The following is a 22,051-nucleotide window of genomic DNA, read 5'->3' on the forward strand; positions in this document are numbered from 1 at the left end:
TCTAATTAATTTTTAGTACTTGGGTTAGTTTCTTCTGTTGGTGCTACATAAGGTTTATTTTTCTTTCCGAAAAGAGAAACGTTTACGTAACGTGTCGGGTAAAGGCGAACGTCCTGCAACAACAATTCAAGCTCTTTTGAAGTCTTTGCTAAATTAGTATACAAAGCGTCATCATTTAACAATTTACCTGCAGTACCTTTTCCTGAGTTTAAGTTACTCATAAGTCCGTCAACTTTAGCTAAAGTTTGATTTAGGTTTCTAACTGTTTTACCTAGATCTGCTTTGTTTAAAGAATCTGATATTTTATTGAAGTTACTTGACATTTTATTAAAGTTGGTTACAACTCCGTTAATCTGTCCTTTATTCGTATCTAAGATAGTGTTAATACTTCCGGAAGCTTTATGAAACTGCTCCATAGTCTGACTCAATTCCGCCAAAGTTTTCTTCAGATCTTCTTGTCCTTTTTTATCTAAAACATTGTTCAATCCGGAAACCAGATTATCAATGTTAACCAACATTTTCTCTAACTTAACCTGAATTGGCTCAATTTTCCCACCTAAAGATTCTTTCAGTCCTAATTCCACAACAGGCGTTAAAGTCTGTCCGTCAACCGCCGGATCTTTGTCTGTTAGATTAGGAATAATTTTGATCTGTTTTCCACCAATTAAACTTGGTGAATATAAAGATGCCTGACTTGTTTTAGAAATTGGAAAATCAGTTTTTAATTGAAGTTCAACTAATAATTTCCCTGTTACTTCATTGATTGTGATTTTAGTTACTTTACCAATAATAAGTCCGTTTATGGTAACGGGAGCTGATGCTGACAAATCCTCAACATTATCATATTCTACATATAATGTTTTATAATTTGTAAAAAGGTCTTTGCCTTTTAAAAAACTGTAGCCCCAAATAAATAATAAAATTGACGCGATGACTAAAATAGCCGTTTTAATTTCTCTTGTTAGTTTCAAAATTCTTAGTGTTTGTACAAAATTAATATAAATATTCGAACTAGAAGCTATTATTTAATGGCGTCTTGAATACTGATCTTTTCTCCATCTTTGGTTGCAATCAAAAAAGCAGCTCCATATCCTTTATCTTTAGCTTCTTCCAAATATTTTTTGGCGGCATCATAACTTGAAGTTTCCTGATAGAAATATTTGTAAATATTATTTTCGAACAACATTGTTACGTTTTTAAGCCCTTTAAAGTTTTTAGGCTCTAGTGGTGTTTTTTTAATACTTGCGATAAGCTGTACTTTAAAGAATGTTCCTTTTGGAGCATTTTTGACTGCCGCAGCTGTTTCAATCTCTTTCGCTTTTACCGGAGTAGAAGTATCCCTTGCCGGCCTTGCCTCAATTATCTCAGGAGTTCCTGAACCAAAATATTCACTTTTGTAACTTAAAATCGCTTCGGCAATAGCTTTTGCAATATCATTTTGTCCTTCTTCTGAATTTAGAATATTCCCTTCTGTCGGATTCGATACAAATCCTGTTTCAACTAAAACTCTAGGCATATAGGCTTTGTGAAGTACCATAAAAGGAGCTTGCTTTACACCTCCCTGTCTCAATTTTTTTCCAAGTTTATCAAAGTTGTCTTCAATTTTACTGGCCAGCGAAATACTGTTGTCTAAATATTCTTCCTGCATTAAAGTCATCCCGATCATAGATTCAGGTGAATTTGGGTCGTAACCTTCGTATTTACGTTTATAATCTTTCTCCAAAGTAATTACAGAGTTCTCTTTTTTCGCAGCTTCAAGATTCGATGCTACTTTACTTAAACCCATTACATAGGTCTCGGTTCCATCTGCAGCCGTATTTTTGTTTGCATTACAGTGTATTGAGACAAAAATATTCGAATTTGCTCTGTTTGCAATGTTTGCTCTTTCGACCAAATCGATAAAAACATCTGTTTTACGCGTATAGATCACATTAACATTAGGACTTCCTTCTAAAATTTTACCAACTTTTAACACAATCGCTAAAGCAATATTTTTTTCAATTCGTCCGCTGTAAACAGCCCCAAAGTCGTGATCACCATGTCCAGCATCAAGTGTTACCTTAAAAACATTTGCCTGGCTATAAGCACAAAAAGACAATATCGTTAGAAAAAAAGTAAATATTACTTTAATTTTGTTAAATCTATTCATAAATCTAAAAGTTAATTTTAATAAAACGCAACAGCTATAATTTTTACAATTGATTATTTTTGACAAAAAATTATATGTAAGTTTGACATGTCAAAAAACAAGCCATAATTTTACAAAAATAGCATTTAAACCTTTGCATACAAACTTATTTAATATCGTTTTATTATCATTTTTCCTAACTTTAGGATGTGGTAATTTATATTCGCAAGAGATAAAAAACAAAAAAAAGTCTTTACCTACTGTAAAACAAACAGATAAACCCAAAACTATTGCAGCAAGCAAACCTGAAGCCGCTGTATCAGACACTATAAAACTGGATACTGTTAAAGCCAAAAAGAATTTTCTGGACGCCGTTACCAAATATAAGGCTAAAGATTACGCTAAATATGACAAAAAAGCAAAAACTCTTACCTTATATAATGAAGCCGAACTCTACTACAAAGATGTAGAACTAAAATCGGGAATCATTGTTTTAAACATGGAAAAGGAAGAAGTTTATGCCGGACGTATACGAGATTCCGCAGGTGTTTTGACACAATATCCAAACTTCAAACAAGGGGCAAGCGAAGTTCAGCCGGATTCTATTCGATTTAACTTTAAAACAAAAAAAGCTTTAATCTACAATTCCAGAACCGAACAGGGAGAATTTAAAATTAAAGCAGCGGTTACCAAAAAAGAAAACGACTCGGTTTACTTTTTGCGTGGTGCCCGTTTTACAACTGCAAAGGACATTGACAATCCTGAATACTACTTTCAAACCAATAAAGTAAAATTTATTCCGGGTAAAAAAGTAATCACCGGTTTGACCAATATGGTTATTGCCGATGTACCTACTCCTTTGGCATTGCCTTTTGCCTATTTCCCGATGAGTCAGGAAAAGAGTGTTTCGGGTATTATTTTACCAAGCTACAACGACTCTAACACAAGAGGATTCTCTTTACAGAATGGAGGTTATTACTTTGCATTAAGCGATAATTATGACCTGACCGTTTTAGGTGATTATTATACCAATGGTAGTTACGCAATGCGTTTTGAGTCGGCATACGCTACAAAATATAAGTATAGAGGAAACCTTAATATCCGTTATGAAAATTTAATAAACAGCGAACGCGGTTATCCTGATTACTCAAAAGAAAAAATCTACAACATTCAGTGGTCGCATTCAAAAGACACGAAAGCAAACCCTAATTCAACCTTTTCTGCCTCTGTTAACATGGGTAGTAGTAAATATTTTAAACGATCTATCAATCAGGCGAACACAGGATCAAATTTAAATAACACTTTAAATTCATCCATCTCGTATAACAAAACATTCAATACGATACCTCAGGCGCGTATCTCGTTAACCGCAACACACTCGCAAAACACACAAACGGAAAAAATTGATATGACATTACCAACGTTACAAGCCAGCGTGGACCGTGTGTATCCATTTGTTGGAAAGGACGGTGTCAAAAAAGGATTCATAAAAAATATCAATTTACAATATAACTTAAGCGGTAAAAACAGTATCTCAACAACAGACTCTTTATTTTTCAAACCACAAATGTTCAGAGATGCCAAAATAGGAATGCAGCACACTATTCCTATTAGTACCAACTTCAAACTGTTTAAGTATTTTAGTGCGGGAGCCTCTACCAATTATCAGGAAACCTGGGTAACCAAAACCATTAACAAAAATTATGATGCTACCAAAGGACAAGCCATAACTTCTACTATAAACGGTTTTGATGCTTTTAGAACCTATAATTTCAGCACTAATTTAGGAACTACAATTTACGGTACTTTCAATTTTGGAGAAGACAAAAAAATACAGTCTGTACGTCATGTCATGAGACCAAACATAACCTATTCGTACACTCCTAGTTTTAATCAGTATTATGACAATTATACCGTTGATGCAACCGGAAAGATTAATACTTACTCCAGATTTGACGAAGGTATTTTTGGCGCTCCAGGGAACAGCAACGCCAATATTGTATCCTTTGCTTTAAGCAATACTTTTGAGGCCAAAGTAAGAGATCGCGACAGCACAAAGACAGAGCCGAAAAAGATCATGTTATTAAACAATTTAAACTTTAGCACCAGCTATAATTTTAATGCTGACGGAAAAGAAACTTTAGCCTGGCAACCGGTAATCGTAAGCGGTGGAACACAGCTTTTAGACAATAAAATGAATGTCAATTTTGGAGCTGTTTTAAATCCGTATGCAATTGACAATTCAGGTCATGTTATGAATGTCTTCAATATTGACAATGGTGGAAGTTTGTTTCGATTAACCAGTGCCAATGTTACTTTAAACTATTCGTTTTCAAATAAAGGAACAAAAGAAGAAAAGAATACGCAGAGTCAGCGAAATGGAGGTCGTAATGATGATTTATTCGGAACAAATACGGACTTAAATGATCCCCGAAACAGTCAGTTTGCTAACGAAAAGGATGATGATAAAGATGTTATAAGTGAATTTTTCAGTTCTAAACTTCCATGGGATATGACTATGGCATATTCCCTAACCTATTCAAATGCTGCCAGAGAAAATAAAATTACCGGAAACTCTATCATGATATCCGCCAATATGGATATTACTCCTAAATGGAAGGGCGGAGTTTCTACTGGTTACGATTTTGTACAAAAAGGAGTTACTTTTACACAGTTTCGTTTTGAAAGAGATTTATTAAGCTGGAGAATGGCATTTAACTGGACTCCTATTGGTCCAAACTCAAACTGGAATTTCTTTATTGGAATTAAATCCGGAATGTTGAGCGACATCAAATGGAACAAACGTAGTACTTCAAATCGATAAACGATCGAACAAAAATAATTTATTATGAAAAAAATCATCTTTACTGAAAAAGCACCAGCTCCAATTGGTCCTTACAACCAGGCCGTATTATCAGGAAACACACTTTATGCATCAGGTCAGATTGCCATCAATCCAGCTTCTGGCGAACTTATTACGGACAACATCAATGATGAAACGAAACAAGTAATGGAAAATATTGCAGCAATTTTGGAAGCTGCCGATATGTCTTTTGAAAATGTGGTTAAAGCAACCATCTTCATTATGGATATGAATAATTTTGGAGCAATAAACACTGTTTACGGTTCCTATTTTAACGAAAAAATAGCTCCTGCACGTGAAACCGTTCAGGTTGCCTGCTTGCCAAAAAATGTAAACGTAGAGATTTCGATAATTGCGGTGCAGTAAGAATTGTTTGAAATTCCAAGTTTCAAGTTTCAAGTTTGACACTTTGAGCAAAACCTGAAACAAAAAAACCATTACGAGCTCGTAATGGTTTTTTTTTATATCTAAAAATAGAAATTCTATAATTGCAACGCGACAGCATTTAGCAACAACTGCGCCGAAGCCTCATTTGTTGCCAAGGGCACATTATGTACATCACAAACACGAATTAACATATTAATATCGACTTCATGAGCATGACTTGCCAGAGGATCTTTAAAGAAAAAAACCATTTTTGTCTTCCCCTCGGCTACTCTTGCAGCAATTTGCGCATCACCTCCCATTGGTCCGGAAAGCATTCTTTTTACCTTAAAACCAGCATTAACGGCTTTACTTCCTGTGGTTCCTGTTGCAATTAGTTTAATGTTTTCCTGAAGCAGCAAAGTCTTATTTTTATTCAAAAACTGAACCATGTCTGCCTTTTTTCCATCGTGAGCTATAATAGCAATTTCCATATTTTAATTCTATTTATTGATTTGCAACGTGGTAAGCAATTAATCCATCAATAGGTCTTCTTAAAACATTACCCAATTGAAGTTCGTACTTATCAAAAGTTTCCTGTAACTCCTCTTTTAGATAAAAAGCTATAGAACCTACAAAATGAACGGGAACTTCTTTGCAATTATCAAATTGCTTGATGTAATTTTTAACGAAAGATTTCATGCCTTTGAAGATGATCTTTCTACAAAACTCCGTGTCTTTATGTTTGATCAGGAACTTTGCAAAAGTTGCTAAATAAGCATTTGGATTTGGTTCTTTGTACAATTTATTCTTGATAAAATCAGGATCTAAATTATACTCTTTCTCAAATTCAACAGCCAGTTCTTTAGGCATTTTATTGAAATAGTACTTTCTGATTAATTCTTTTCCAAAAACATTTCCACTACAATCATCCATTGCGATAAACCCTAGTGACTGTACTTTTTGATGCAATACTTTTCCATCAAAAAAGCTACAATTAGAACCTGTTCCAAGTATGCTTACAATTGCAGCTTCTCCTTTTGGAGTAGTCGCATATACAGCAGCGTAAGTATCTTCCTGAACTTCAACAATTGCATTCTCAAAATATTGTTGAAATATTTGCGAAAGCTCAGTTTTCATTCTATCTGTTCCACAACCTGCTCCGTAAAAGAACAAATGTGTGGCATTTTTTTTATTTTGCAGAATATCAAAACGATCGTTTAATCTTTCGATTATTTCCGGACCGTCAAGAATTTCAGGATTTAATCCTAAAGTTTGTGTGGTGAATAATACTTTTCCATTATCATCAATTGCAATCCAATCGGCTTTAGTAGATCCACTATCAACTATTAATTTCATTTTATTTAGTTTTTGGATTAGGTTTTTCTTTAGCTAAATAAAAAGTATGCTTTTAAATTAATTAAAGAAGTAACAAAATAAGAAAATCCCATTACTATACAATAACGGGATTTTGCAAAAATATATATTATTATTTTAAACCTGCGATATGCACAGATAAATCAATCAATTTACTTGAATATCCGTACTCATTATCATACCAGGATACTAATTTAAAGAAAGTTGAATTTAAACCGATTCCAGCACCTGCATCTACAACTGAAGTTCTTTTGTCAGAAATAAAATCCTGAGAAACAACTGCATCTTCTGTATATCCTAAGATACCTTTCATTGTAGTTTCAGAAGCATTTTTCAAAACAGCCATAATTTCTTCGTATGAAGTTTCTTTCGCTACTTTTACTGTTAAATCTACTACAGAAACGTCAGCAGTAGGGACGCGGAAAGACATTCCTGTTAATTTTCCATTCAAAGCAGGAATTACTTTTCCAACCGCTTTAGCAGCTCCTGTTGAAGAAGGAATGATGTTGATGCTTGCAGCACGTCCACCTCTCCAGTCTTTTCTTGAAGGACCATCAGCTGTCATTTGAGTTGAAGTTGTTGCGTGAACAGTCGTCATTAAACCTTCAACAATTTCGAAATTATCGTGAATTACTTTAGCTAAAGGAGCTAAACAGTTTGTTGTACAAGAAGCATTAGAAACTACTAAATCTGTAGCTTTTGCTGTTTCATGGTTTACTCCCATTACAAACATTGGAGCATCAGCAGACGGAGCCGAGATGATTACTTTTTTTGCACCACCTTTGATGTGTTCGTTTGCAGTTTCGATAGTAGTAAAGATACCTGTACACTCAGCAACCACATCTACATCAACCTCGTTCCATTTTAAATCAGCAGGATTTCTTTCAGCAGTAATACGAATGTTTCTTCCGTTTACGAAAAGTTTTCCTTCTTTTACTTCTACAGTTCCGTTGAAACGTCCGTGAACTGAATCATATTTTAATAAGTAAGCTAAGTGATCTACATCTAACAAATCATTGATTGCTACTACTTCTACATTATCTCTATTGAAAGTTTCTCTAAAAACGATTCTTCCGATACGTCCAAATCCGTTTATTCCTAATTTTACTTTTGACATTTTACTTAATTTTTGTTTTTTATTACACTAATTCAAAGTCTAATTTCCTCACAATAAACTTCTTTCCTTTTTTAAACTTTTTTTTATGTCGACATGATATCGGACACTCTCAACAATTCTCGGTCAATTTCAGATTTCCCTTTAATTGCCTGTTCAAGAGGTGTCAAAACAACTTTATCAGCCTGCAAACCAACCATATAATTTGATTTACCTTCTATTAAAGATTCTACCGCTTTTACTCCTAAACGGCTTGCTAAAACACGGTCAAAACAAGATGGAGAACCGCCACGCTGCATGTGTCCTAATACAGATACCCTAACATCATACTCAGGCAGGTTGGCTTCAACGTAATCTTTTAATTCGAATACGTTTTTACCAATTTTATCTCCTTCAGCAATAACTACTATACTTGATGATTTTCCTGAAGCTTTACTTTTTTGAAGAGAATCCAGTAATCGGTCTAAACCTAAATCTTCTTCAGGAATAAGAATTTCTTCGGCACCGGCTCCAATTCCGGCATTAAGGGCAATATGACCTGCATCTCTTCCCATTACCTCTACAAAAAACAGACGGTTATGCGAACTTGCAGTATCTCTAATCTTATCGATACAATCTACAACAGTATTCAGAGCTGTATCATAACCTAAGGTATGACTGGTTCCGAAAATATCATTATCAATTGTTCCCGGAATTCCCATTACAGGAAAACCATATTCTGAATTAAAAATTAATCCTCCGGTAAAACTTCCGTCTCCTCCAATAACAACCAAAGCATCCACTCCGGCTTTTAAAAGATTCTCGTGCGCTTTTTTTCTACCTTCCGGACTTCTAAACTCAACTGAACGAGCCGATTTTAGGATCGTTCCACCTTTGTTTACAATATTATTTACGCTTCGGGGTCCCATTTCTTTGAAGTCTCCTTCAATCATTCCCTGATACCCTCTATAAATTCCTATGCATTCTATATTATGATAAGCACATGTTCGAACAACTGATCGTATTGCGGCATTCATTCCTGGTGAGTCACCTCCCGATGTTAGAACACCAACTTTTTTTATTGTTTTTGGCATTATTTAAGTATTAAAGTGTAAAATTAGCAAACATTCACCACTTCTTGGGTTATGTTTATAATAAATTAATAAAATATGTTAAATTCAAACGTTTTCGTTAATAAGTTTTTCTATTACTAAAAATTCATTTACAATAATAAATGTCCCTTATTTTAATTAAATGTTTAAAATTAACAATACATAAATGAAGTGTTATAAAATTTCAGAGTATTCTCCTTTTGTCAAAAAATAAGCGAATCTATAAATTTAGCACAAAAAAACCATTCGCAGCAACGAATGGTTTCATATGAGTGTATTTTTAACAAATTTCCTAAAAATCATTATCCGGAATCAATCCTTCATTATTTATAGGTGGCGGAACTTTTCGTTCTTCCTCTTTTTTCTCTTCTTTCTTTTTGTTCTTATCTTCCTTCTTTTTATTCGAGAAATTCACAAAATCCGGATTTAGATTAGAATCCTGCAGATCATTTGAAGAGTTTTTTATAGCTCTTTCCAGCTTATGGTTCTTGAACAGTTTATTGACCAGCTCGGTAAAGGTATCAAAGTCTACTTCATACGAGATACCAACTCCCTGAGTATAACCAATTCCCTGTCCTATATAATTAATATCATTTTCTTTATTGAACAAACGAAGATTCATTGATCCGTCTTCATTTACCCTATATAATATTTCAATATCTCCTACAATGGCAGACTCATTAACGCCACCAACCGGAACTCCAAGTTTTCCATTGATTGTAATCCTTTCATTGATCTGCGAAGATATGTTCGCTACAAACTGCCCGTCAGCTTCCTGACCTAATCTTTTGTCAGCTGAAATATAATTTAAGTCGATATTCACCTTATCATTATCCGATTTTATAATACCTCCCAGTAAACTCGAAGCGGTTTCGGTTAATGTTCCAGACAAATCGCCCTGACTAAATCCGTCTGTACTCATAAATGAACCTGTCGACAATAAATACAAAGCCTGTGTCTGACGAATATCTTTATCATCTAATTTATATTGTATCTCTGATTTAAGAACATTACTAACAGAAGGGAACTGTATATCAAAATTAGGCTCCGGACTGGCCAAATCTCCACGTAAACCAATTACTACCTCTACCGGTACTTTTTTATTAAATGAAGAGGTATTGTCTAATAATACGGCCGGATTTGCAGTTGTTTTATAAACTGCTTCCAGATTCAGCTGTGCTTTCATAGGGTTTCCTTCCCAAATAATAGACCCGCCTTTCTTAACCGAGAATTTTTTATCAATTAAACCGCCATACTTAAAATTATAAGTTCCTTCATACGCCTGGAAATCTCCCCACATATTAAATTTACCCAGTGTGTTAATTTTAAACAATAACGAACCATATCCTTTTCCTTTCATCCCGTGCCCGGAATTTCTATCCAGAATTACTTCTACTTCGGCATCAGGCGTAATATCAAAATCAAACTCCAGTTCCAATCCGTTATAGTTCTTGGTTTTTTCGAGGATTCCATTTGCCAGGTTATACTTTTCCTGAGGAGTCACAAAATGAATCCAGCTGCTTTCTCCAACACTTTGTGCATTGTTTATTGGAATCTTAACCTGAGTCCCCTTTTCTGATTTTGCATCTACCTTAATAAATAGGCTTTCTGTCGGACCTTTAATACTTGCGGTACCATTTATAAATGCGGTACCAAAATAGGCAGCATCTTCACTGTCTTTTGTATCCAGCGCTACCAATCGCTTAGAAGTAATCGTTAGATCCAGCTTCCAGTCACCAAAATTATGATGCTCGATACTTCCGTTCAGCAAACCTTTTGTTCCGTATTTCGTATCCGTCAACTGATTATTTCTGAAAAGAAATTTCTCATCAGTTAAGTCAATTACGGTACGATCACTTAACTCGTAATCGGTATTTAAATACGGAATGGTCATTCCCGCCTTCTCCACATATAAACGTCCGTTAATTTCAGGTTTTTTTAAATTCCCAACCACCGCTGCGTTTCCAGAAACCGATCCACGAACATTCGATAAGACATCTCCTCCAACGGTTCCTAAAGTAGCCAAATTAAACCCTTCGAGTTTTAAACTTAAATCTAACATGGTCTCTTTGTTCTCTACCGCAAAAGTTCCTTCTGCTTTAAAAGACTCTGTGAACCCATTTTGAATAGTAGAGTTTATTGTAAATTTCTTAAAGCTTTCATCTCCGGCTATATCAAAATTAAGCGTTCCTAAATCTGTTTTATTTAGGTTGAGATGGTCAATTATAATCGACGCTGTGGGCTGATAGACGTCTTTATTCTGCTTATAATTTACGTTTCCGTTCAAATTACCATTAAAAACGAACTTAGAATTTAATGGTGTAATCTTATTAATATCAACATCTTCAAAATTCAGCACCAGATCTTTATAATCCTTTCCTTTTATAACTCCATTCAGATCTATTTTTTGATTCTCATGCGACAATACAATATTCTCAATACTAAAATTTTTAAAATACTGATCAAAAATAATCTGATTGTCTTTTTCCGCATCTTCATTTAAATACCATAAATAGTCTTTAAATTTCATTTCAGATTTCTTAATCCCTACGATGTTGTTTTTGTTTTTATCAATGGTATGATAGAGATCCAGGTTAAAATAATCCTCTCCTTTTTCCCCACCTTTAAATTCAGATCTTACAAACAGTGTATCTTTAGCAGTAACGTTAATCAGGTTAAAGTCTCGTATTTTATAATAAGGTGTTTTAATACTGTCTAACTCTACATAAGCATTGTAAAGCGTATTTTTATTATCGATGCTAATTCGAATATTATCGAAAGTGTTTTTTGCAGCTGTAATCTTTTCAGAATTAAACCTGAATTTAAACTCTTGCAGATCCGAATCAATTTTCCCTCGAACTACAGTACTTGAATCAATCTTAATATCAGGATACAACATTTCAACGATCTTGTCGTAAACATGGAAGTTGAAACGTAAAAACTGTCCTTTCTTTACCTTGTAAGGTTTATAATTTGTGTATAAACTTCCCACCGAGTTCATCACCAGTTTATCCAATTGTGCAAACTGAAATTTACCCACTATTTCTCCGTTTACCACATCATTAGAACTAATGGTTATGGTGCGGAGTTTATCAGCATTAAAATTCGAATTAACCGAAATCTCATCAAAAACATAAGTGTCTTTAGGATTTTGATAAACAGCATCTTTGATCGAGATAGCTCCTTGTAAATTCTCTATCGAATTTCCGGTCACTTCTACAACAACATCCCCCCTAAACTGTGAGATAGAATCATCGACAAATTTAAGCTTTCTTAAATCGGCATTGTCTACGTTAATATGAAAATCATAACGATTTTCACGTTTACTTAAGTCGACCATACCGTCAAACATCAGGCTTAAATTCGGATCGTTTATAGAAACCTGACCTTTATAATAGGGTAATTTAAAATTCCCGTTGACAACAATATTATTATAGGTGTATTTATTGTAATCTAATTTTGAGATGTCACCTTTAATAATGGTATTAAGGTATTTCTCTGTAAAACCTTTTCCGTCTACATCTACATTCAAAGTCGTTCTGCCAATATCCTTGCGATTAAGTACTGCGCCAATGTTAAAATTTTCAAGAATTATATTTCCGGAATACGAGGCTTTATCAATAAAATCGATATTGTTCATGTGCAAATCGACCTGCCCGTTCCCCAAATCGGTAATCATCTTAAAATCGGTTTCTAAAGCTGTAGTCGAGACTTTTGCCTTACCAACGATATTAAACCTGCCAATTCGCTGCAATTCTTTTGGAAGTTTTTTACCTAAAATATTCGGCAATAAAACAACCAGATTATCGTAACTCGAAACCAGTTTTTCAAACTTACCATCCATTGAAAACTTTTGGGTTTTGCTTCCTAAAAGATTTTTGAAGTTAATTGTTCCGAAAATCTTTGAACCATTGGTATCACTCAACCTAAGACGTCTTAAATTAAGATCATTCAATGTTCCTTTTATTTTTGTCTTAATTTTAAAATGCTGATTTTTTCCTAATCCATCATAAAAATAACGGATATCGTTTGAAGCAATAGAAGCGGAATCTAATGCCACATCAAATTTTACTTTATCGGTAAAATGGAGGAAATCTTCTATTTTATAATTTAAAATCGCTTTTCCGTAAATAGAAGATCTTTTCGTTTTTATTGCTAAATTTTCAACTTTGATCTGTTTTTTAGTATAAGCGAATTTACCTGCAAAATTTGACACATACAAACCACGATGATCCAAAAACGAAAATCGATGAATATTGGTGCTTACATCCGGTCCGTAGAGCTTAAAATCACTTATATAAGCGTTTAGTTTTTTAAAATCCAGAAATCTTGGTGTAGTTTTATTCTCATCAACAACAGAAAAAGCACCTTTGGAAATGTAGGCGTTTCTGGCTGTCATCAAAAAATGCTTGTCAGATTTAGGCGTTTTTTTTCCCGTTTCAAACAATTTAATGAACTTGTTAATATTATTCTCGTCCTCGTTTTTATAGGTTTTCAGATTAAAGATCATGCCCGTCAATCGAAGATCTCCAAAAAGCAAATCACCATCTAATAATCTTTTAATACTAAGAATATCAGTGGTAATTATATCAGAATAGATTAAAGTCTTCTTATGATGGTCACGAATCAGGACCTTCTTGAGTTTTACACCTCCAAAAATGTTTATGGCTACTTTTTCTACACTAATATCCGTCTTAAAATCAGTATTTAACGATTCCGTAACATACTTGGCAATTTTTGTCTGTACGACAGGCAAAGCCAGAATGATAGCAAGTGCTAACAAAAGTAAAATTAAACCAATTAGGGTTCGTGATATTATTTTCTTTACTTTTCTGATAGCTGCTTTATTTTAGTTTTCTTTTAAATTTACTTTGAACAGACAAAGAACGGCTGTTTTTGATAAAAATTCTTTAATTTTGGCTTCTCCTTATAATAAAAGAAAATCAAATATTTGATTTGTCAAATATAATTCAAAATTCGTGCTTTTATATGCAAAATTCAGAGGTTTTTATTCTTGCCATCGAAAGTTCATGCGATGATACTGCTGCCGCGGTTCTACATAACGACAAAGTACTCTCAAATGTTGTGGCCAATCAGTTAATTCACAATCAATATGGAGGTGTAGTTCCTGAATTAGCTTCAAGAGCCCACCAGCAAAATATTGTTCCGGTAATTGATGCCGCACTTCGTAAGGCAAATGTACAAAAAGATCAATTAACAGCGATTGCTTTTACACAAGGTCCGGGCCTAATGGGGTCTTTATTAGTGGGCAGTTCTTTTAGTAAATCGTTAGCCTTAGCTTTAAAAATTCCATTAATTGCTGTAAATCATATGCATGCGCATATTTTGGCACATTTTATAGACGAAGAAGGTTTTGATAAACCGGAGTTTCCTTTTCTGGCTCTGACCATTAGTGGAGGTCATACTCAAATTGTTAAGGTAAATGGTTTTTTTGATATGGAAATTATCGGAGAAACTACTGATGATGCTGTTGGTGAGGCTTTTGACAAAAGCGCCAAGATTCTGGGACTCCCTTATCCGGGCGGACCGCTTATTGATAAATATGCAAAATTAGGAAACCCAAAAGCTTTTGCGTTTACCAAACCTAAAGTACCGGGACTTGATTTTAGTTTCTCAGGACTAAAAACGGCCATTTTATATTTCATTCAAAAGAAGAAACTTGAGAATCCGAATTTTATTGAAGAAAACCTGAATGACATTTGCGCTTCTATTCAATATACGATTATCGAAATTTTGATGGATAAATTGAAATTAGCGGTAAAAGAAACCGGAATCAAACAAATTGCGATTGGCGGAGGAGTTTCGGCCAATTCAGGCATCAGAACCCGATTAAAAGAAAGTGAAGAGAAATACGGTTGGAAAACTTTCGTTCCAAAATTTGAGTACACTACAGACAATGCTGCAATGATAGGAATTGTAGGTTATCAAAAATATTTATCAAGTCGTTTTGAAACTTCAGCAGTAGTTTCGAAAGCGCGAATCCAATTTTAATTATGCAATTATTTTACAATCCTGATATTGATGAATCTACAGAACGTTTTTCTTTTGATAAAGAAGAAAGCCGTCATATCATAAAGGTTTTACGCAAAAAAGATTCCGACATCTTACACGTAACAAATGGTTCAGGCTTATTGTTTGAAACAGAGATTACTTTAGCCTCAGACAATAAATGTATTGTAGAGGTGCTCTCGATCACAAAATCACCGGCTCCAAAATTCAAACTGCATCTTGCGGTTGCTCCAACCAAAATGAATGATCGTTTTGAATGGTTTTTGGAAAAAGCGACAGAAATAGGAATCCAGGAGATTACACCTGTCTTTTGCGATCGTTCGGAACGAAAAGTAATCAATCCGGAACGTTTTGAAAAGATTATCTTATCGGCCATGAAACAATCCAATGAGACCTATTTACCAAAACTGAACGATGCAATTTCGTTTAAGGAGTTCATCAAACAAAAAAACGAAGGATTACAATTAATAGCGCACTGTGAAGAAACGGATAAAAAATCTTTAAAAGAGGTTTTAAAACCTAATGAAAATGTTACCCTGCTTATTGGTCCTGAAGGAGATTTTTCTGAAAAAGAAATTGCACTGGCTTTAGAACATAACTTTCAACCTGTTGCTTTAGGAAATACGCGATTGCGAACTGAAACGGCTGCAATTGTAGCTTGTCATAGTGTTGTTTTTTTTAATGAGGTTTAATAATCCGCGAGTTTTGTCATTTCGACGAAGGAGAAATCTCCGTTAGAAACTCTGTCTAGAAAATCACCAATCTTTGTCGAGCTACTCGTGAAGATTTCTCCTTCGTCGAAATGACAAGGGAGACTTTTAATAAAAGTTAAACGACTAGCTAAATACAATCCTATGAAAAAAATATTTCTCTTATTACTATTGGTTTCTGTTTCTTCTTTTTCGCAGGAGATTGCACTGCTAAAATATAGTGGTGGTGGTGATTGGTATGCAAATCCAACATCATTGCCTAATTTAATAAAGTTTTGCAATGCCAATATAAACACCAGAATAAAAGCAAAGCCTTCAACAGTAGAGCCCAGTAATCCGGATCTACTCTCCTATCCGTTCGTTCACATGACGGGACATGGAAATGTTGTTTTTAGTGATGCCGACGTGAGCAATCTTAGAAACTATTTAAATGGCGGCGGCTTTCTTCATATTGATGATAATTACGGAATGGATCAATACATTCGAAAAGAGATTAAAAAAATATTTCCGAACAATAATTTAATCGAAATTCCGACTAACCATCCCATATTTCAAAAACCGTATCCCTTTCCGAATGGTTTGCCCAAAATTCACGAACACGACGGGACTCGTGCGCAGGCCTTTGGTATTTTTATAGAAAACAAATTAGTACTATTATATACTTACGAATGTGACTTGGGTGATGGCTGGGAAGACCCTGAAGTACATAATGACCCTGCCGCCGTTAGAGATAAAGCCCTGAAAATGGGTGCCAACATTATCAATTATATTTTTACCAATTAAATTTTAAAAAGTGCAGCTTACTCACGAAGAAAATCAATTTGAAAGAAAAACATTTCCGATAACATTAGTTTGCGATCACATTTATTTTCAACAGAATATTGGCTCTCTTTTTAGAATCAGTGAGGCATTTGGGGTGGAGAATATTATTTTTTTAGGAAAAGATATTCCGTTGACTCCCCGAAAAATCAACAAAACTTCTCGAAGCACTCATCTTCACGTAGCCCATACCATAATTGAGGAAACAGCCGACCTTGCTGGCTACCTGCTTCAAAATAATTTTGAGGTTATTGCTTTAGAAATCACGAGCAATAGCAAACCCCTAAAAGAAGTAGTACTTCCTGACAATCAAAAAATTGCACTTTTAATTGGAAGTGAAATCAATGGAATATCAGAAGAACTTTTAAAAATTTCGGACCAAATTGTGCACATAAATATGTTTGGAAAAAACAGCAGTATGAATGTTGTGCAAGCGGCGAGTATTGCGCTTTATGAGATTACCTCTTTTTAAACTTTTTCACATTTTAAATAGTAAGTATACAACTTATCATGATTTCACCTTTTGATGTTTCTTCTGGATTTGCTTCAAACGAATAAACACCAGGAATTACTTTTTGACACCTAAAACAACAGTCGGATGGAATTCCGTGATTAATTAGACCCAAAATTACCATTAATTTAACAGTTATTCTTACGTATAAATACGTACTAAAATTTCACTCCGCAATATTTGTCACAAAAATCTTCCATAAAGAACAAAAATCGACATAATAACATTCTCAAAAACAACATTGTACGAATTTACTTCTTAATAATTTTAGTTGTTTTTTTGTAAGAACTAGATTATACAAGGGATTGTAAAATTCTCACAAATAATATATTGTAATTATTTTGTTACAATAATTATTTTGTTATAAAATTGCAATATAATTAACCAAAGCAAATTTTTTATAACAAAAACCCAAGTTATTATGAAAAAAATCATTATTACTGCATTCACAGCATTAGTGCTGTTTTCTTGTCAAAACGACCAATCAGAATCTACAGATTCAAAAGTTGATGCCATTGCACATCGCGGATGCGCAAGCCAGGAAGTTCTAGAAGCTCAACTGAAAGCTGATCCTACCTTAGCAATCAGAATGAACGAAATTGAAGCTTTTACTGAAAATGCGATCCTGACAAAGCGTCTCGTAAACGGTAAGGTTGAAATCCCGGTCGTAGTGAATGTTCTTTACAGAACTGCAGCTGAAAACATTTCTAATGCACAAATTCAAACTCAAATTGACGTATTAAACAAAGATTTCAATGCATTAAATTCAGATTACAATAGTGTACCGGCTCTTTTTGCAGGTGTAAAAGCGAATGTAGGAATTACATTTGTTTTAGATCAGGTAATTAGAAAATCGACTACCAAAACTTCATGGGGAACAAATGATGCCATGAAAAAAACAGCTCAGGGTGGTATTGCACCAACTTCGCCAACTACTAAACTTAATCTATGGTCTTGCACAATAGGTGGAGGAATTTTAGGATATGCTCAATTTCCTGGAGGAGCTGCTGCTACTGACGGAGTTGTAATTGATTCGAAATATTTAGGTTTATCAGGTGCTGCTAATGCTCCGTTCAACTTAGGAAGAACAGCAACTCACGAAGTAGGTCACTGGATGAACTTACGTCATATCTGGGGAGATGCTACCTGTGGAAGCGATGGAGTTGCTGATACTCCAACTCACAATACAGCAAACTACGGTGTACCTGCATATCCTCACTATAGCACTTGTTCAGGAACTCCTGTTGAAATGACAATGAACTATATGGATTATGTAGATGACAATGCTATGTACATGTTCTCACAAGGACAAAAAAGCAAAATGGCTGCTGTATTTGTTACAGGAGGTCCAAGAGCTGCTTTTGGAATCTAACAAAAAACAAGAATAAAAGACAAATTGAAAAGCGGGATGGCAACATCCCGCTTTTTTTTGTTTCCCTATAAATTTAAAATGCTTTTTCCTATATTTATCCTCTAAAACCGAATCATGATAACATCGAAAATTATTTCAAACGGAATTTTAAGAGCTTTAACTACAATCCTGGTTATTGTAGCTATTTTATACTTTCTATATCAAATTCAGACTGTAATTGTCTATCTGTGTATTTCGTTGCTATTGTGTTTAATTGCAAATCCATTAATACAATTTTTAAAAAATAAATTAAAGTTCAGTAATTCATTAGCAGCCTCCACAGCGCTAGTTTTATTCATACTTGCCATAGTTGGATTTATATTATTATTTGTTCCGTTAATCATTTCACAAGCCAATAATCTATCGCTGCTGGACACTCAAAATCTGCAACAGCAATTTCTGGAAACAGAACGAACTATTGAAGCCTACTTTAATATTCAACATCTTGATTTAAATAAAGTTTTAAAAGAATCTAAAATAACATCGATAATCGATTTCAGCTACTTTACAGGTTTTCTAAATTCAATTATAGGCTTCATGGCGAATATCGGAATGGGACTGGTTTCTGTATTCTTTATTACCTTTTTCTTTATCAAAGATCAGGATGCTTTTAAAGTTAGTGCAAGAAGAATTCTTCCTGACACCAATGAAGACAAAATCTTAAATTCGATCACTAAAATCAACCATTTCCTGACCCGCTATTTTATAGGTCTCTTATTGCAATTAACCGTTGTATTTATTCTGTATTTAATTGTTTTAATGATATTTGGAAATAAAAATGCCTTTGTAATTGCTTTTTTATGTGCCATTTTGAATGTTATACCTTATATAGGACCAATTATAGGAACTATACTGGCGGGAATTTTAACCATGATCAGTATGATTGGAAGTGATTTTCAATCCGAAATACTTCCCAAAACAATCTATGTAATCATCGGGTTTTTATTGGTTCAAGCCATTGATAATAACATCAGCCAGCCTATAATCTCATCAAAAAGCGTAAATTCGCACCCGTTAGAAATATTCCTGGTTACTTTAATCAGCGGAATTACTTTTGGAATTGTCGGGATGATTATTGCTATTCCGGTGTTTACTATGGTGAAAGTAATTTTAAAGGAATTTTTTCCTAACAACAAAATTGTCTCTGTATTAACCGAAAGAATTTAACATTGAATACTGCTATTTTAAATCAAAACATTCAGGAATTCATAACTCAAAATAGTGGTGTCCCAATTACAAAATTAGCGCTTCAGAAAAATCCGTTTCCTGAAATCGACTGGATCGTAATTTTGAATCAAATTGAAGCAAAATCAAAAGCAAAAGACAAGCTGCCCACCTGGTTTGCGATAGAAAACATTATTTACCCCAGTAAAATATCTGTTGAACAAACTTCATCTGAAAAAACGGCAGCTTACAAGGCTTCTTTAATTTCGGGCGAAAGCCTAATTGACCTTACAGGAGGTTTTGGTGTCGACGATTATTATTTCTCCAAAAAAATCAAAAAAATAGCGCATTGCGAAATAAACGAAGATTTATCGGCTATTGTCAAACATAATTTTGAACAGCTAAAAGTCGAAAATTGCACTTTCTATGCCGGCGATTCTACTTCTGTTTTAAATCACTCTGATCAAAAATGGGATTGGATTTACATTGATCCATCCCGCAGGAATGATGCCAAAGGCAAGGTTTTCATGCTGAAAGACTGCTTACCCAATGTTCCCGATTTACTCGCCTTTTACTTTGAAAAAACAGATTGTGTTTTAATGAAAACGGCTCCCTTATTAGATCTTTCCGCCGGATTATCAGAACTCCAATTTGTCAAAAACATTCACATTATTGCACTTGAAAACGAGGTAAAAGAATTACTATTTGAGATCCACAATCGTTATGCTGGTGAAATCACAATAAAAACGGCTAATATTCTAAAAGATAAAATAGAAACTTTCGAATTTATTCTAGGCGATAAAACCGTTATACCTTCTTACAACCTTCCTCAGAAATATATTTATGAGCCAAATTCGGCTATAATGAAATCAGGAGGATTCGATGAAGTAAGTAGTATTTTTAAGATTGATAAACTTCACAAACATTCGCATTTATATACTTCCGAAGCTTTAATAGATTTTCCGGGGCGACGTTTTAAAATCGAAAAGGTAATCCCTTACAGCAAAAATGATATGAAAACCGAACTTGTAAATCAGCAGGCCAATATCACCACACGAAACTTTCCGGACACGGTGGAAAATATTCGAAAAAAATGGAAAATAAAAAATGGCGGAAATTTGTATTGTTTTTTTACAACCGATAAAAATGATAACAAAATAGTTTTAATTTGCAGAAAAATAACTTAAAAATGAAACAACTAATTACACTAACCTTTTTCTTATTAACCTTTACTGCCTTTGCACAAAAACCATGTGAATACAGTACAAATGTAACCGACTCAATAGGCAGCTACAAAGTAACCAACGAATACATGGTTAGCGAAAAATACTTTGGAGGAACATTTGATTATGTTTTCTTCGCTCTGGCACAAACTGATGGTTTACCAACTTTAAATTTACAGCTTATCCAAAAAAGTAAAGACTTTATAAAAGCAAACTGCTTTGATAAAAACTCAAAAATCTTTTTACAATTAGAAAATGGAAAAATAGTAACGCTGATTCATATCGACAAAGAAAATTGCGGTACACTACTTCACGATGAAAAAGGTTTTGACAATCGAATCAATACCGGAATTTTTATGTTCATGAAAGATAACTTCGAAGATCTTAAGAAATCTCCCGTTTCGATTATGCGAATAAAATACCTGACCAAAGTAGAAGATTATATTGTAAAAAGAGATCTAACTTCTGAATTGAATGGTAAACTTTACCATCCGAATACTTATTTCATGGAAAACATAAGATGCGTTGAGTAATTAATCGCATTTCCACTTTTGGTTGGAGACTTTATCATTTAAACCTGTCTTTAAGTTATAATGCCACCACTCCGAATCAAAAGAATTGAATCCGTTTTTTATCATCACACTTTTCAAATATTTTCGATTTGCTTTAACCGACACAGGAAATTTTTTATAATTATGACTGGCCTGAACGCCAAAAAAATCAAAATTAGTTCCCATTTCCAGTTCCTCACCCTTAGCATTGACTAAAGTAATATCAACGGCTCCTCCTTTATTATGGATGGAGCCTTTTTTTGGATCAGCCACATACTCCGGATTCGACACAATCTCCCACATTTTTTTCTGGATGGATAAAGGTCTGTAACAATCAAAAAGTTTTATTTTGCATCCATTCTTCATAAAATCATGATTCGCCGCTATTAGAGCTTTCACAGTCTTATAACGCAACAAACATTCGGCACAATCGTAAACTTTGGCCTTTAAAAAGTTATCTTCGGTAGCATATTTCATATCATAGACAAAATCCTTACTGTAATCTCTTAGGTTTACAAAAGTAGTATCGGCAATTTCGTCTCTGTCCTCAGAGGAATGGGTTTCATTTTGAGCATTCGAAGAAAACGCACAAAAGAAAAGACTAGAAAGAAGTATTAATGTACGAGATAAAGACAGTTGCATTTTCATGGTTCTATATATTGAAAGAAGTAAATATAAACAAAACCATTTAAGGTA

General features: G+C 34.1%; 18 protein-coding genes. 10 read left to right on the forward strand and 8 right to left on the reverse strand.

All coding sequences use genetic code 11. The features are described 5' to 3' along the window. Nucleotides 1–5: 5 nt before the first annotated feature. Together AC3IS6_RS19620 and AC3IS6_RS19625 are read right to left on the reverse strand one after the other, a co-directional pair. Nucleotides 6–971 (reverse strand): MlaD family protein, encoded by a 966-nt coding sequence (locus tag AC3IS6_RS19620; protein ID WP_489161841.1) that lies wholly within the window; start codon nt 969–971, stop codon nt 6–8. 50 nt (nt 972–1,021) lie between these two features. Then, nucleotides 1,022–2,149, reverse strand: a complete 1,128-nt coding sequence (locus tag AC3IS6_RS19625; protein ID WP_489161843.1) for an N-acetylmuramoyl-L-alanine amidase family protein — start codon at nt 2,147–2,149, stop codon at nt 1,022–1,024. A gap of 82 nt (nt 2,150–2,231) precedes the next feature. Between AC3IS6_RS19625 and AC3IS6_RS19630 the strand changes: the two genes are divergently transcribed. Together AC3IS6_RS19630 and AC3IS6_RS19635 are read left to right on the forward strand one after the other, a co-directional pair. Next, nucleotides 2,232–4,952 (forward strand): putative LPS assembly protein LptD, encoded by a 2,721-nt coding sequence (locus AC3IS6_RS19630; RefSeq protein ID WP_489161845.1) that lies wholly within the window; start codon nt 2,232–2,234, stop codon nt 4,950–4,952. Nucleotides 4,953–4,976: 24 nt separating this feature from the next. Continuing rightward, nucleotides 4,977–5,357 (forward strand): Rid family detoxifying hydrolase, encoded by a 381-nt coding sequence (locus tag AC3IS6_RS19635; protein ID WP_489161847.1) that lies wholly within the window; start codon nt 4,977–4,979, stop codon nt 5,355–5,357. A gap of 116 nt (nt 5,358–5,473) precedes the next feature. Here the strand turns inward: AC3IS6_RS19635 and AC3IS6_RS19640 are convergent, their stop codons facing one another. From AC3IS6_RS19640 to AC3IS6_RS19660, 5 genes are all read right to left on the reverse strand, one after another. Continuing rightward, on the reverse strand, nt 5,474–5,848 hold the full coding sequence (locus AC3IS6_RS19640; protein ID WP_489161849.1) for a methylglyoxal synthase: 375 nt from the start codon (nt 5,846–5,848) through the stop codon (nt 5,474–5,476). A gap of 13 nt (nt 5,849–5,861) precedes the next feature. Beyond that, nucleotides 5,862–6,713, reverse strand: a complete 852-nt coding sequence (locus AC3IS6_RS19645) for an N-acetylglucosamine kinase (protein WP_489161851.1) — start codon at nt 6,711–6,713, stop codon at nt 5,862–5,864. A 130-nt stretch (nt 6,714–6,843) separates the two neighbouring features. After that, entirely contained in the window at nt 6,844–7,848 is a 1,005-nt protein-coding gene (gene gap, locus AC3IS6_RS19650) for a type I glyceraldehyde-3-phosphate dehydrogenase (RefSeq protein WP_489161852.1), read from the reverse strand. Nucleotides 7,849–7,931: 83 nt separating this feature from the next. Then, nucleotides 7,932–8,918 (reverse strand): 6-phosphofructokinase, encoded by a 987-nt coding sequence (pfkA, locus tag AC3IS6_RS19655; RefSeq protein WP_017497661.1) that lies wholly within the window; start codon nt 8,916–8,918, stop codon nt 7,932–7,934. Nucleotides 8,919–9,228: 310 nt separating this feature from the next. Continuing rightward, nucleotides 9,229–13,719 carry a translocation/assembly module TamB domain-containing protein gene (locus AC3IS6_RS19660; protein ID WP_489161855.1) on the reverse strand — a complete coding sequence of 1,497 codons (4,491 nt, stop codon included), beginning with the start codon at nt 13,717–13,719 and terminating at the stop codon, nt 9,229–9,231. A 206-nt stretch (nt 13,720–13,925) separates the two neighbouring features. Here AC3IS6_RS19660 and tsaD point away from each other — a divergent pair, with 206 nt between their 5' ends. The 8 genes from tsaD (at nt 13,926) to AC3IS6_RS19700 (ending at nt 21,337) form a co-directional block, all read left to right on the forward strand. Further along, nucleotides 13,926–14,948: a tRNA (adenosine(37)-N6)-threonylcarbamoyltransferase complex transferase subunit TsaD gene (gene tsaD / locus AC3IS6_RS19665; RefSeq protein WP_489161856.1), complete on the forward strand. Its 1,023-nt coding sequence runs from the start codon at nt 13,926–13,928 to the stop codon at nt 14,946–14,948. Nucleotides 14,949–14,950: 2 nt separating this feature from the next. Next, nucleotides 14,951–15,658 (forward strand): 16S rRNA (uracil(1498)-N(3))-methyltransferase, encoded by a 708-nt coding sequence (locus tag AC3IS6_RS19670; RefSeq protein ID WP_489161858.1) that lies wholly within the window; start codon nt 14,951–14,953, stop codon nt 15,656–15,658. Nucleotides 15,659–15,820: 162 nt separating this feature from the next. Next, nucleotides 15,821–16,459 carry a DUF4159 domain-containing protein gene (locus tag AC3IS6_RS19675; RefSeq protein ID WP_489161859.1) on the forward strand — a complete coding sequence of 213 codons (639 nt, stop codon included), beginning with the start codon at nt 15,821–15,823 and terminating at the stop codon, nt 16,457–16,459. Between the two features lie 10 nt (nt 16,460–16,469). After that, nucleotides 16,470–16,967: a TrmH family RNA methyltransferase gene (locus AC3IS6_RS19680; RefSeq protein WP_489161861.1), complete on the forward strand. Its 498-nt coding sequence runs from the start codon at nt 16,470–16,472 to the stop codon at nt 16,965–16,967. A 460-nt stretch (nt 16,968–17,427) separates the two neighbouring features. Then, entirely contained in the window at nt 17,428–18,378 is a 951-nt protein-coding gene (locus AC3IS6_RS19685; RefSeq protein ID WP_173968053.1) for a zinc metalloprotease, read from the forward strand. 114 nt (nt 18,379–18,492) lie between these two features. Next, entirely contained in the window at nt 18,493–19,584 is a 1,092-nt protein-coding gene (locus AC3IS6_RS19690; RefSeq protein ID WP_173968054.1) for an AI-2E family transporter, read from the forward strand. Between the two features lie 2 nt (nt 19,585–19,586). Then, nucleotides 19,587–20,768, forward strand: coding sequence for a THUMP-like domain-containing protein (locus tag AC3IS6_RS19695; protein WP_489161864.1), 1,182 nt, complete (start codon nt 19,587–19,589; stop codon nt 20,766–20,768). 2 nt (nt 20,769–20,770) lie between these two features. After that, the gene (locus AC3IS6_RS19700; RefSeq protein WP_489161866.1) at nt 20,771–21,337 is read left to right on the forward strand and encodes a hypothetical protein; all 567 of its coding nucleotides are present in this window, start codon (nt 20,771–20,773) and stop codon (nt 21,335–21,337) included. On the opposite strand, the gene AC3IS6_RS19705 is transcribed toward AC3IS6_RS19700, so the two are convergent. Beyond that, the gene (locus AC3IS6_RS19705) at nt 21,338–22,003 is read right to left on the reverse strand and encodes a M15 family metallopeptidase (RefSeq protein ID WP_489161868.1); all 666 of its coding nucleotides are present in this window, start codon (nt 22,001–22,003) and stop codon (nt 21,338–21,340) included. Nucleotides 22,004–22,051: the final 48 nt, after the last annotated feature.

The sequence above is a fragment of the Flavobacterium sp. KH_035 genome, assembly GCF_057839565.1.